Origin of the sequence: Citrobacter sp. RHBSTW-00570 (assembly GCF_013739755.1) — a bacterium.
Taxonomy (GTDB): domain Bacteria; phylum Pseudomonadota; class Gammaproteobacteria; order Enterobacterales; family Enterobacteriaceae; genus Citrobacter; species Citrobacter braakii.
The window spans coordinates 2,513,089-2,526,855 of the sequence record NZ_CP056399.1 but is presented as its reverse complement, the minus strand read 5'-3'; the positions used below and the strand labels follow the sequence as shown (position 1 = coordinate 2,526,855).

Sequence of the window (13,767 nt, the reverse complement as noted above, 5' to 3'; positions counted from 1 at the left end):
GATGACCTCCTTAGTCGCCTAAACCGGCCGGGTTGATTTCAGATTGCGGAATACGTTCCACCCCTTCTCCCCAGCGGTTCAGCACCTTGTCATAGTCGCCGTTGCCAATTACGCCGTTGAGGGCGGTTTGTACCGGCAGAACCAGACCGCTGTCCTTTTTCAGCGTCACAGCGATGTGTGCCGCTTTTGGCCAACCGCCATCAACGCTGCCCACCCGTTGCGTTTTACCGTTGAGTGCAGCTTTCCACGCGCCGATAACGTTAGGACCGAAGTAAGCATCGGCACGGCCTGACTGCAGGGCCAGGGTTTGCGCGGCATCATCTTTGGTATACACCGGCGTAAACGGCTGCAGACCTTTCTTCACGTTCTCATCGTTCCAGGCGAGCAGGATGGCTTCCTGATTTGTCCCCGAACCGACGATGATACGCAGACCGGCGATATCTTCTGCCTGCTCGATTTTCTTCAGCTTACTGCCGGTTTTGACATAGAAGCCAAGGGAGTCCTTACGATACGTCGCGAAATCGAATTTCTCTTTGCGGGCTTTGGTGACGGTAATATTGCTGATCGCGGCATCATATTTGCCGGACGTGACGCCCAGCGGCCAGTCTTCCCATGACGTGGGCACGACGTTGAGTTCCAGCCCCAGACTGTCAGCCACCAGACGAGCGATGTCCGCCTCGCTGCCGATCAGTGTCTTATTGTCATCGGCAAAGACGGTCAGCGGCGGCTGGCTTAACCCGGCAATCGCCACGGTGAATTTACCCGGTACGGCCAGGTGCAGATTCGCGGGCAACTGCGCAATCGCCTGCGGATTTTTTGCCGTATTGATTGGCGTTTTATTGGCTTCCAGGCTTACGCCCGTACCGTTAATAGTCACATCATTTGCCCAGACGTTAGCGCTGAAAGCCAGTGACAGCGCGAGGAAGACTGATTTTTTCTGCATAGCGTTTTTCTCTTATTGTGTGAATTGGTTTGCAGGTGTCGCGAGTCCCAGGCTTGCGCGCAGGGTCGTACCGGGATATTCATGGCGGAACAGGCCACGCGCCTGAAGCACGGGGACAACCTGTTCGACAAAACGCGGGAAGGTATCTGGCGTTCCCCCCTGGATGATAAAACCGTCTGCGGCTTTTTCGTCGAACCACTGCTGAAGACCATCGGCAACCTGTTGTGGCGTACCGCTGAAACGTGGGCGTGGACTGGCCGCTTCCAGAGCAACCTGGCGTAGCGTTAAGCCACGCTCACGCGCGTTGCGTTTGATCTCATCAGTCGTACTGCGAAAGCTGTTTTGTCCAAGGGAACCCAAATCCGGGAACGGTGCGTCCAGTGGATATTGGGCGAAATCATGATGTTCAAAATAGCGGCCCAGGTAGTTCAGCGCGTCGGTAATAGAGACCAGCGCAGCGGTAGTCTGATACTGCTGCTCAACATCCTCTGCGCTGTCGCCAACAATCACGCTGACGCCCTGGAATATATGCAGTTGTTCGGGATGTCGCCCGGCGTAGGCCAACTGGCTTTTTACATCCTGATAGAACTCTTTGGCCTCCGCCAGCGACTCCTGATGGGTAAAAATAGCATCGGCATGCTGCGCCGCTAATTTCTTACCATCCTGTGAAGCGCCCGCCTGGAATATAATCGGACGGCCTTGTGGCGTGCGCCCAATATTTAACGGCCCTGCGACCTGAAAATAATCTCCATGATGGTTAAGCGTGTGCAGTTTTTGCGGATTAAAAAACTCTCCGCTTGCCTTATTACGGGTAAAAGCATCATCTTCCCAGGAATCCCACAGTCCTTTCACCACCTGTAAATATTCATCGGCGATACGATAACGCAGGGCATGTTCTGGATGCTGGGCACGGGAATAGTTCTTTGCCGAACCCTCCAGAGGTGACGTGACCACGTTCCATCCGGCTCGCCCCTGGCTGAGATGATCAAGGCTGGCGAACTGCCGTGCGGTAGTAAACGGCTCGCTGTATGACGTGGATACCGTGCCAACCAATCCCAGATTTTGGGTAATGCTGGCCAAAGCAGATAATACCGTCAGCGGCTCAAAGCGATTTAAAAAGTGTGGAATTGATTTTTCATTAATATACAGACCATCGGCGACAAAAATAAAATCCAGCTTCCCTTTTTCCGCAATAAGCGCCGTCTCTTTGACAAAATCAAAATTAATACTGGCATCGGCCTGTGCCGCCGGATGACGCCATGCGGACATATTTCCCGCTGCGCCATGCAGAATAGTGCCGAGCCGTAGTTGCCGATTTTCAGCCATAATAACCCCTACCCAACAGGTAAACTTAAAGATGTGCGAATGCCGTTTTTGCTAGCTGTGCAAAGTAATGCGCGGCAGGTTCAATTAAACGTTCGTCCGGATTGAAGCCCGGGTGATGTAATCCGTATTCACTGGCGCTGCCAATACTGACAAATGCCCCAGGCGTATTTTGCAAATAGACGGCAAAATCCTCGCCTCCCATATGCAGGTCGGCATGATGGGTGGTGTAGCCTGATTGTTTCGCCACGGCGGTTGCGATATCGGCCCAACGAGCATCGTTTACCAACGCGGTCGGCCCCGCATGCCAGATAACGTCGATTTGTGCGCCAAAGGCGTGGGCAAAACCGGCGGCGATGTCATTAACCCGTGCTTTAACCTGCTGTTGCACCGAAGTCCGGTGCGTTCTGAGCGTCCCTTCCAGCTCAACAGATTCTGGCAACACATTCCATGTATTTCCTCCCTGAATACGGGTCACGCTAAGCACCACTGAATCCAGTGTGTTAACGTCGCGACTGGCAACGCTTTGCAACACCGTGACCAGTTGGCTGGCGAGCAGGATGGCATCTCTGCCTTCATGCGGACGCGCCGCATGTGCGCCCTTGCCATTAATACGCAGCACGAAGCGATCGACGTTGGCATAGAACGCACCGCCGCGTGTGGCAAATTCCCCCACCGGTAAACCTGGCTCATTGTGCATGCCAAAAATAGCCGCAACGTTGTGCAGCGCACCGGCGCGGATCAGCGTTTTTGCGCCACCGAAACTCTCTTCAGCGGGCTGAAACAAAATACGTACTCGACCCGGTAAGTGTGTTTCCTGTTGTTTAAGCAGCAGCGCGGCGCCCAGCATGACGCTGGTGTGGACGTCATGCCCGCAGGCATGCATCACTCCCGGTGTGAGGGAGCGAAACGGCACATCGGCGCTTTCTTCAATCGGTAGCGCATCGATATCCGCTCGCAGCGCGATGACCTCGTCTCCCTGCCCGATTTCCGCGACCAGACCGGTTTTCAGGTCGAACGGCAAAATCTCGACGTCCGCTGCGTGCAGCCAGGCGTGAATGCGCGCCGTCGTTGCCGCCTCTTGCAGGGAAAGTTCCGGGTGCTGGTGTAATTCACGACGCCAGTTGATAAGCGTTGAGGCCAGAGTCATCAGAGCACCTCCACGGCGTTATGGGCTTGCGCCAGCAACCGCAGCGATGTCAGACGCGCGTGACCTTCCGCCACTGGCGTGTCGATAATGAACTCATCAATGCCAAATTGCGTATGCAGGGCATTCAGCTTCGCCATCACCTCCTGAGCCGTGCCGTGTAACAACGCCTGCTCACGACGCGCGATTTTGCGTGGCGGACTGCCGGCCTGCGCGGCGAATGCCAGCGCCTGCTCTTCGCTGGCTACCGTGACACGTTGACCATTCTCCAGCTCCACGCCCCAGATTTGCACGTTTTCCGCAAGCTGCGCGGCGGTATCGCTACTGTCAGCCACAATCACCTGGACGGCAACTATCGTCGGACGTGCGCTGTGGGTCTGCCAGAAGGACAAAACGTCACGCAATAACGCGCGGTCACCGTTGAGGTGTGCCGCGAAGATAAAATGCCAATTGAATTGCGCTGCTAACTGTGCGCTTTGCACACTGGCTCCCAGGACAAATCCTTCCGGCGGTATCGGTGGGATTGGCGTCGGAAATACCGTTTCCCCACTTTCCGTGCCGCTCAGCGTCAGCCAGTCGTTAAGCTGGGAAAGTTGGTCGGCAAAACTGCCTTTTTCATCCTGATGCACTCCTTGCTGTAGTGCCCGAGTCGACAGTGGTAAGCCGCCAGGGGCTTTCCCTACGCCGAGATCGACACGCCCGGGTGCCAGCGAGGCCAGAAGATTGAAGTTTTCCGCCACTTTGTACGGGCTGTAATGTTGCAGCATCACGCCACCGGAGCCTACGCGAATACGCTGGGTTTGCCCGAGGATCCAGGCAATCACCAGCTCCGGTGATGGGCTGGCCAGCTGTGGCGTATTATGGTGTTCCGCGATCCAGAAACGATGGTATCCCCACTCTTCTGCCCGCTGCGCCAGACGCAACGTCCGGGCAAGCGCCATCGCGGCGGTTTCACCTTCCCCGAGGGGGCTTTTATCCAGAATACTCAGGCGATATGACATGTTACGGGCCTATGCTTGTTAACATGTCATTATTATTAAATTATCAGATAACCATGCAGAAACATTTAATTCACATTTGCTCAGCTAAAAAGTAGATAACCAGCCCTGACGCTGTCAGGGTTAAAATTCGGATCGCCTTGTACTGGTCGGAACACGAAACTGAAAACACGCGGAATGTATGGCCTACAAAATATAATAGGGTCGTTGGTCTCACGGGAATAACATCCAAATCATTTCATGCCAGTTTTCTTTTTGCGGAAACGTTTTTTAACGCGATTTACGTTAAGTCAGGTTAAATGACTTAAAACGTTATGCGGTTGTATAAAATGTTTCAATTTTATGACCCTGAATGAATATTCCACAGAGATTTTTTAATTTAAATACTTCCACAGAAATGATGATTAGTAGAGAATGCAGCGTTTCTTATTAAAACGGTTTAAAACGGCTTTTTAATATTCCTCCCGATTTTATTGCGGGAATTTTTGTATGGATTATACATATCATTATGGGGCCTCTATGAAAAGTAACATGCCCGTTACACAAATTGAGCACGCACTTAACGACAAAGCGACGCTGCTTTCAACGACGGATAAAGAAAGTCATATTACCTACGCTAACTCTGCTTTTATCGATGCCAGCGGATTTAACGAAGATCAATTAATGGGCGAAGCGCATAATATTATTCGCCATCCTGACATGCCTCCCGCTGCATTCGCTGATATGTGGTACACGCTACAGCAGGGAGACAGCTGGACGGGTATGGTGAAAAACCGCCGCCAAAATGGTGACCATTACTGGGTTCGCGCCAACGTTACGCCGGTCTGGCACAATGAAAAACTCACCGGTTACATCTCAGTGCGTACCGTTCCTTCGCGTGATGAAATAACTCACAGCGAAAGTTTATACCAAAAAATGAATAGTCAGCAGTTTAAAAGCTTTCGACTTTTTAAAGGGATTATCATTCGTCGCGGCTTATTGGCATGGACCTCCATGTTTAAATGGCTGAATATCAGCCAGCGCGTCAATTATTCTTTAGGGGTGACGGCCCTGCTCGCTTTGCTATTTATCTTCGCCCCGTTTAATCCATTTATTCAGTCGGGTGGCTTGCTGGTGTTATTTCTGGCGCTGGCTATTTACCTTAAGTATCAAATTTGTCAGCCAGTTAATACGCTCCTGACGCAAATGAAGAAAGTGGTGTCCGGTCGTAAACCTGATAACTGTCATTTAAATCGGGTGGATGAGATCGGAATGCTAATGCGACTGGTTAATCAGTCCGGGCTTAATCTGAATTCTCTGGTCGATGACGTCAGTACGCAAATTTCCGGTATTCGCGCTATCAGTCAGCGGGTGTCAAAAGAAGGTACGGCGCTGCATCAGCGTTCAGAAGAAACCTCTGCCGACCTGCAACAAACCGCTGCGGCCATTGAAGAAATTGGTAGCGCGGTACAACAAACCGCTGAGACGGCGGCACATACCATGACCATGGCCGATAAAACCAGCGCCAACGCTGCAGAAGGCGGTGATATCATGAAACAAACTATCGCCATGATGCAGGCGATATCGCGTGACAACGGGCAGATCGTTGACATCATTGGCGTGATCGACAGCATCGCCTTTCAGACCAATATTCTGGCGCTCAATGCCGCGGTTGAAGCCGCGCGAGCCGGGGAATCCGGGCGTGGCTTCGCCGTTGTCGCGGCAGAAGTCCGCAATCTGGCCCAACACTCGGCGTCTGCGGCAAAAGAGATCAAACAGCTTATTGAGAAGAACGTCGCCAATGTTAATAACGGCGTCAAAATGGTGGAGCAAACGGAAACGCATCTCACCGGGATGATTGGGGATGTACTGCAGATGTCGATGATGATCAAAGACATTAGTCTGGCCACGCGTGAGCAAACCCAGGCTTTGGATCTGATTAACGATTCAATTTCACGCGTTGGCACCATGACACACAATAATGCCGAGATGGTGGAGCGCGTCACCGACGCCACCGCCGATCTGACCCAGCGTTCATCACGCTTACAGCAGGCCGTTCAGGTCTTTGGCGTATCGGCATAACGTTACGGCGCTTATTGGGTGAATGTCTCGATAAGCGCACTCCTCTACAGGCATAAACGCCCTTCTCTTTTATTGGCTGAATCGAGGCCACACCGCGCCAGTACCGGCTGCATAAAAATGCTGAATTCTTGTTACCGGGGCTTTGCGGAACCAATCAATTGAATGTAGGATGCTCGGCCAGCAGTTTTCCCCCGTAACACAATGAAGGGTAAGGCTGTTTTCGCCGCAGCAGGTGCGGCAAAAAGGATGTTGTATTTTTGTCAGGTCAACAGGAATCGTAATGAACACAAACAACACGCAAGCCGCGGAACAACATGCGGCGAAACGACGCTGGTTGAATGCTCACGAAGAGGGGTATCACAAAGCGATGGGCAATCGACAGGTACAAATGATCGCCATTGGCGGCGCAATTGGTACCGGGTTGTTTTTAGGGGCAGGCGCACGCCTGCAGATGGCCGGCCCGGCTTTGGCGCTGGTCTATCTGGTATGCGGTATTTTTTCGTTCTTTATACTGCGCGCGCTCGGCGAACTGGTTTTACATCGCCCTTCCAGCGGTAGCTTCGTTTCCTACGCCCGTGAATTTTTAGGTGAGAAAGCCGCCTATGTGGCTGGCTGGATGTACTTCATCAACTGGGCGATGACCGGCATTGTCGATATCACCGCGGTGGCGTTGTATATGCACTACTGGGGCGCGTTTGGCGACGTGCCGCAGTGGGTGTTCGCCCTCGGCGCGCTGGCTATTGTCGGCACCATGAACATGATCGGCGTGAAGTGGTTCGCGGAGATGGAGTTTTGGTTTGCGCTGGTTAAGGTACTGGCAATTGTGATTTTCCTGGTGGTGGGTACCGTTTTTTTAGGTACCGGAAAGCCGCTGGATGGTAACGCCACGGGTTTTCACCTGATTACCGACAACGGCGGCTTCTTCCCGCATGGCCTGCTGCCTGCGCTGGTACTGGTACAGGGTGTGGTTTTCGCCTTTGCCTCTATTGAACTGGTGGGTACCGCCGCCGGTGAGTGCAAAGATCCGCAAACGATGGTGCCAAAAGCAATCAATAGCGTTATCTGGCGTATTGGTCTGTTCTATGTGGGTTCTGTCGTGCTGCTGGTTCTGCTACTGCCCTGGAACGCCTATCAGGCGGGGCAAAGCCCGTTTGTGACCTTCTTTTCCAAACTGGGCGTGCCGTACATTGGCAGTATCATGAATATTGTGGTGCTCACCGCGGCGCTTTCCAGCCTTAACTCAGGGTTGTACTGCACCGGGCGTATTTTACGCTCCATGTCGATGGGCGGTTCGGCACCGAAATTCATGGCTAAAATGAGCCGTCAACAGGTGCCCTGGGCCGGGATCCTCGCCACGCTGGTCGTGTATGTCGTCGGGGTATTCCTGAACTATCTGGTGCCGTCACAGGTGTTTGAGATCGTGTTGAACTTCGCGTCATTGGGCATTATTGCGTCGTGGGGATTTATCATGGTCTGTCAGATGCGTCTGCGCCGGGCCATAAAAGAAGGTAAAACGGCAGACGTCAGCTTTAAACTGCCGGGCGCACCGTTTACCTCGTGGTTAACGCTGCTGTTCCTGGTGAGCGTACTGGTATTGATGGCGTTTGACTATCCAAACGGCACCTATACCATCGCGTCATTACCGCTGATTGCCATCCTGCTGGTCGCGGGCTGGTTCGGCGTGCGTAAACGCGTTGCAGAGATCCACCGCACCGCGCCATAACGGCAGAAGGCCTGACAGGTTAATCCTTCAGGCCTTCTTTTTTAGTTCGCTTCAATCAACTGCGCTACGTCGTTGCTGTTAATTTCCCGCGCATTCCCATCCTGATCGGTATAACTGGTCATTCCCGTGTCTTTATCCAGTTTTGGCTTACCCTGGGTGGTGATGGTTTGTCCGCTTTTGGTCGTCATGACGTAATCGGTGGTGCATCCTGCCAATGTAAACAGCATTACGCCTGCACAAAGACAGATAAATGGCTCTTTCATGGTATTCCCGTGTTATTCAGTTAGCCGTTGAGGGCGTAGTGTAAGTCCCTGAAGTAGGTCAGGCTACTGGCGGGGTGTAACGAGGCGTATCGGGGGATTTAGAGAAGTGACAGGAGGGGTTTCCCCCTCCGGTTAATTACAGCGCAATACGAATAACATCGTCCGGCTGGGTGGCTTCCTGCTCGCGGGTGGACTTCTGTTTCACGCTCACGTACAGGGTTTTACCGTCGGCGGAGAGCGCCAGGCTATTCGGGAATGTTGGGGTCTCGAACGTTTTAACGACTTTATAGCTTTTCGCGTCGATCACGCTCACTTTGCCGGCCTGACGATGGGTCACGTAGGCCTCGTTACGCGCCGGGTTAAACAGCACGGCCAGGGATTCCGGCGCGGCGACTTTTGCCAGGACGTTGCCATTACGGGTGTCGATTACCAGCACTTCCGCCGCTTTAGAGTCGGTGACAAAGGCGCGGTTGCCCGCCGTGTCCAGGCTCAGGTTGATGAAGAAATGCTCTTTTCCATCATCCAGCAGCTTTTTACGGCTGAGAATTTTGTTGGTGGTGGTATCGATGGTGATGAATTCACCGTCCGCATTGGCGGTGTACAGGCGTTTAGCCTTGCTGTCGACAGCCAGAGCGGTGCTCATTTTGCCGGTATTTTGAATGGTGTCCTTCAATTTAATGGCATCACCGTCCACCACCCAAATCACGCTCTCTTTACCAATACCGCTAATGTATACCGTGTTGGTGGCGTCATCAGCGACCAGCTCACGCGGCTGCAGTGGGCGAACGTCTTCAGAACGCTTACGCGCATCCAGCACCAGACGTCCTTTCACCGCGCCCGTTTTAGCATCCATTGCCGTCACCGCGCTGTTTACCGTGTTGCCGAACCACAGCGTTTGCGTGGCGTTGTTGATGGTGGCGCCAAACGGTTTGAGATCGTTATGAATAACCTGAGTCACTTCGAGGGTGACCGGGTCAAGACGGTAAACCACCCCGCCGGTATCCAGTTTGCGGCTCTGCGAGGTCGCCAGCCACAGCGCGTTCTCTTGCTGACTGTATGCCATTTCATAGGCGCCTTTACCCACGGCTTTGCGCAGCAGTTCTTCTGCAGCCTGCGTAGTAAAAGATGATGCAACGAGCAGTGAACCTAACAGTAAAGAACCACGCAGACGCGGCGAAAACAGATGACGTAAAGACATGACGACTCCCTTTGATAAATTCGTTTGTTACTGCTTCACATAGCTTCAATGAGCAAAATCATGGTTTTGCCTTTTTTAAGAATGAGAATAGTAATCATTATTCATCTCAAAGTGGAGCACTTCTTCACATATTGACTACAATCGTTGTCATTGCCCGAAAAATTAGCGCAATTCAGCAGCGCTAAAATTCATCTTTTATAAAAAAATTCACGCGCTTATCGCCGGTGTTACGGCGTAAGCATCATTAACTGGCCTTGTTCATGACGATTTTTTCAGCCCGCTACACTGCACTTCCTGTTTCTTTACTGCCTGTCTTCCTCTCGCCTTATGCCGTGGCAGAAAGTGAGATAAACGATCAAACGCTGATCGTTAGCGCGACACCACAGTCCGTTTCTGAACTGGACACCCCTGCCGCCGTCAGCGTCGTTGACGGAGAAGATATGCGTCTGGCAACGCCGCGAATTAACCTGTCTGAATCCCTGACCAGCGTCCCTGGGCTGCAGGTGCAAAATCGGCAGAACTACGCCCAGGATCTCCAGTTGTCGATTCGCGGATTTGGTTCGCGAACCACTTATGGCATCCGCGGCATTCGTTTGTATGTCGACGGGATCCCGGCAACCATGCCGGATGGGCAGGGTCAAACATTCAATATTGATATCAGCAGCGTACAAAATATTGAGGTTTTACGCGGCCCCTTCTCTGCTCTGTATGGCAATGCGTCTGGTGGAGTGATGAATGTCAGCACTGAAACGGGACATGAGCCGCCAACCATTGAAGCCAGCAGTTATTACGGCAGTTTTGGCAGTTGGCGCTACGGGTTAAAAGCAACGGGCGCACTGGGCGATGGCACACAGCGAGGGGATGTGGATTACACCATTTCAACAACCCGGTTTACCACCCATGGTTATCGCGATCGCAGCAGCGCACAAAAAAATCTGGCCAATGCCAAACTGGGCGTGCGCATGGACGATACGAGCAAACTAACCCTGATTTTCAATAGTGTAGAGAGTAAAGCTGATGATCCTGGTGGTCTTACCGAGTCGGAGTGGCAGGCCAATCCGCAGCAATCTCCCCGCGCTGAGCAATACAACACGCGAAAAACCATCAAGCAGACCCAGGCGGGGTTGCGCTATGAACGCCAGCTTAGCGCGAAGGATGATATCAGCATCATGACTTATGCAGGCGAGCGTGAAACCACTCAGTATCAGTCGATCCCGATGGCCCCGCAGTTAAAACCCTCTCATGCCGGAGGCGTTATTACCCTGCACCGTCATTATCAGGGGATAGACAACCGCTGGACTCACCGTGGCGAGCTGGGCGTACCCGTGACCTTCACCACCGGTCTGAATTACGAAAACATGAGCGAAAACCGTAAAGGCTACAACAACTTTCGCCTTGATGATGGCGTGCCAGAATATGGTCAAAAAGGCGACTTACGACGTAACGAACGTAACCTGATGTGGAATGTCGATCCCTATCTGCAAACCCAGTGGCAATTAACGCAGAAACTCTCGCTGGATGCCGGCATTCGCTACAGTTCGGTGTGGTTTGATTCTAACGATCGCTATATTACGCCTGGTAACGCAGATGACAGCGGTGACGCCAGCTATCACCAGTGGTTACCTGCTGGATCGTTAAAATACGCCATCACCGATGCCTGGAACGTCTACCTGGCCGCAGGACGCGGGTTCGAAACGCCCACCATCAACGAGTTGTCTTACCGCTCCGACGGTCAAAGTGGGATGAATTTTGACCTACAGCCTTCCACAAACGATACCGTGGAAATCGGCAGTAAAACGCGTATCGGCGATGGGCTGTTTACCGCAGCGCTATTCCAGACCGATACCGATGACGAGATCGTGGTTGACAGCAGTAGCGGCGGGCGGACAACCTACAAAAACGCTGGAAAAACCCGCCGTCAGGGAGGTGAGTTATCCTGGGACCAACGCTTTGCCGCAAGCTGGCGCGTAAAAGCTGCATGGACCTGGCTGGATGCGACCTACCGCAGCAACGTCTGTGGCGATCAAAACTGCAACGGCAACCGCCTGCCTGGCATTGCGCAAAACATGGGATTTGCTTCGCTGGGCTACGTGCCTGATGAAGGTTGGTATGCGGGAACTGATGTTCGTTATATGAGCAACATTATGGCCAATGATGAAAATACGGCGCAAGCCCCGTCCTATACCGTAGTGGGTTTAAATACCGGCTATAAATTTTATTACCGCAGTCTGATGTTCGACCTGTTCGGTCGGGTGGATAATCTGCTTGATAAGTCCTACGTCGGTTCGGTGATAGTGAATGAGGCAAATGGTCGATATTACGAACCGGCGCCAGGACGAAACTATGGCGTAGGGATTAATCTGGCCTGGCGTTTTGAGTAACACTGGCGGGAATGACTCCCGCCATCCGTTTTACGCATCGTCTGCAAGACGAATCACCACTTTACCGAAGTTTTTTCCCGTCAGCAGGCCGATAAAGGTCTGCGGCGCATTTTCCAGACCGTCGGTGATTTGCTCGCGGTAATGGATTTTTCCCTCTTTAACCCAGCGCCCCATCTCCCGCTGAAACTCCTGAATGCGGTGACCATAATCCTGACCAATGATAAAGCCCTGCATCCGGATTCGCTTTTTCAGCAGCGTTGCCATCAGCAAAGGTAATCTATCGGGTCCGCCAGGAAGTGTTGTGGCGTTGTAACCGCTGACCAGTCCGCACAGCGGAATGCGCGCAGAGGTATTGAGCAATGGCAGAACGGCGTCGAATACCTTACCGCCGACGTTTTCGTAGTAAATATCGATCCCCTGCGGACAGGCTTTTGCCAGCTGTTGCGCAAAATCTTGTGCATGGTGATCGAGGCAGACATCAAAGCCTAATACCTCGGTGGCATGTCGGCATTTCTCTGCCCCGCCTGCAACCCCGATCACCCGGCAGCCTTTGAGCTTACCAATCTGCCCTACCGTTGCGCCAACCGGGCCGGTGGCGGCGGCCACAACCAGCGTTTCCCCCGCTTTTGGCTGACCGATATCCAGCAGCCCCATATAAGCAGTAAATCCTGGCATCCCCATCACTCCCAGCGCCCAGGAGGGATGTTCGGGATTATCGCCAAGTTTCACCAGCCCGTTACCGTCGGAGATATCATAGTCCTGCCAGCCGCTGTAGCTCAGCACCCACTCGCCAGGCTGGTAATCAGGATGGTTGGAGGACACCACGCGACTCACGGTCCCGCCAACCATCACGCCGCCAATCTCTACCGGCGGGGAGTAAGACGGCTCATCGCTCATGCGTCCTCGCATGTAGGGATCGAGGGAAAGAAAAATGGTGCGCAGTAAAACCTGGCCTTCACCCGGCGTTGCCACCTCATCGTCTTCAAGACGGAAGTTTTCCGGGACCGGCGCGCCATGCGGGCGGGAAGCCAGTACCCAGCGGCGATTGCGATTAGTCTGTTGACCCATGATGTGCTCCTCTGCTTTTGGCATGATTCCATCAATAGTAGCAGCCTGTGTCCGCCAGTTAGCTGACGACATGATTTAACCGCACAACCAGGTAAACGCAGGGGTGTGCGGTTTCATTGATAAACCGACAATCATTCGGCGGGCCAAGCTCCAGGCAATCGCCAGCCCGCATTTCATGACGCACGTCCCCTTCCACAAAGACCAATTCCCCCTGCTGTAGCCAGATAAGTTGTCTTGCCTGCACGTAGGAAGAGGCTGGCATCGGGATATCGCTTCCGGCGGGCAATTCTATCTGCACCAGATCAATAGGCAGATCGCTGCGCGGTGAAACGTGGCGGCGCAGATAGTGGCTTTGCGGGTCGTGCCACACAGGCTGATCAGCGAAGCGCAGCAGCTTGCCCTCCTGCATTTCGGCCCGCGCCATCAGCATAGACATGCTGATGCCAAAGGCACCGGAGAGCCTGCCCAGCAGCGTGGCCGTTGGGCTGCTCTCACCGCGCTCTATTTTATGGATCATCGCCCGCGACACGCCTGCGCGCTCAGCGAGTTCCGTCAGAGACCAGCCGCGAGATTCCCGCTCAATGCGAATTCTTGCACCGATCCGTTGATTTATGCTGTCTTCAATAGTATTCATATTGTAATACTATAGTGAACAATCCCTG

At 53.1% G+C, this 13,767-nt stretch carries 9 protein-coding genes and 1 pseudogene; 3 read left to right on the top strand and 7 right to left on the bottom strand.

The annotated features are described in order from the left end of the window. Positions 1–10: 10 nt before the first annotated feature. The 3 genes and pseudogenes from HV237_RS26190 to HV237_RS11985 all read right to left on the bottom strand — a co-directional run bounded on the left by HV237_RS26190 (position 11) and on the right by HV237_RS11985 (position 4,414). Positions 11–2,269, bottom strand: a pseudogene (locus tag HV237_RS26190) (NtaA/DmoA family FMN-dependent monooxygenase). Between the two features lie 25 nt (positions 2,270–2,294). Beyond that, positions 2,295–3,416 carry an amidohydrolase gene (locus HV237_RS11990; RefSeq protein ID WP_047358136.1) on the bottom strand — a complete coding sequence of 374 codons (1,122 nt, stop codon included), beginning with the start codon at positions 3,414–3,416 and terminating at the stop codon, positions 2,295–2,297. Continuing rightward, the gene (locus HV237_RS11985) at positions 3,416–4,414 is read right to left on the bottom strand and encodes an MsnO8 family LLM class oxidoreductase (RefSeq protein WP_046275587.1); all 999 of its coding nucleotides are present in this window, start codon (positions 4,412–4,414) and stop codon (positions 3,416–3,418) included. Before HV237_RS11985 ends, HV237_RS11990 begins: the two co-directional genes overlap by 1 nt. A gap of 516 nt (positions 4,415–4,930) precedes the next feature. Here HV237_RS11985 and HV237_RS11980 point away from each other — a divergent pair. Then, entirely contained in the window at positions 4,931–6,472 is a 1,542-nt protein-coding gene (locus tag HV237_RS11980) for a PAS domain-containing methyl-accepting chemotaxis protein (protein ID WP_047358135.1), read from the top strand. A gap of 280 nt (positions 6,473–6,752) precedes the next feature. Further along, positions 6,753–8,195: an L-asparagine permease gene (gene ansP / locus HV237_RS11975; protein WP_047358134.1), complete on the top strand. Its 1,443-nt coding sequence runs from the start codon at positions 6,753–6,755 to the stop codon at positions 8,193–8,195. Between the two features lie 41 nt (positions 8,196–8,236). Here the strand turns inward: ansP and HV237_RS11970 are convergent, their stop codons facing one another. Beyond that, positions 8,237–8,458 (bottom strand): YgdI/YgdR family lipoprotein, encoded by a 222-nt coding sequence (locus tag HV237_RS11970; RefSeq protein WP_047358133.1) that lies wholly within the window; start codon positions 8,456–8,458, stop codon positions 8,237–8,239. A 136-nt stretch (positions 8,459–8,594) separates the two neighbouring features. Then, positions 8,595–9,656: a YncE family protein gene (locus tag HV237_RS11965; RefSeq protein WP_016153137.1), complete on the bottom strand. Its 1,062-nt coding sequence runs from the start codon at positions 9,654–9,656 to the stop codon at positions 8,595–8,597. Between the two features lie 260 nt (positions 9,657–9,916). On the opposite strand from HV237_RS11965, the gene pqqU reads away from it, so the two are divergent. Further along, positions 9,917–12,037, top strand: a complete 2,121-nt coding sequence (pqqU, locus tag HV237_RS11960) for a TonB-dependent receptor PqqU (RefSeq protein WP_047358132.1) — start codon at positions 9,917–9,919, stop codon at positions 12,035–12,037. Positions 12,038–12,067: 30 nt separating this feature from the next. On the opposite strand, the gene HV237_RS11955 is transcribed toward pqqU, so the two are convergent. Together HV237_RS11955 and HV237_RS11950 are read right to left on the bottom strand one after the other, a co-directional pair. Then, positions 12,068–13,105, bottom strand: a complete 1,038-nt coding sequence (locus HV237_RS11955; RefSeq protein WP_046275592.1) for an NADP-dependent oxidoreductase — start codon at positions 13,103–13,105, stop codon at positions 12,068–12,070. A 58-nt stretch (positions 13,106–13,163) separates the two neighbouring features. Continuing rightward, positions 13,164–13,739, bottom strand: coding sequence for an XRE family transcriptional regulator (locus HV237_RS11950; RefSeq protein WP_046275593.1), 576 nt, complete (start codon positions 13,737–13,739; stop codon positions 13,164–13,166). Between the last annotated feature and the right edge of the window lie 28 nt (positions 13,740–13,767).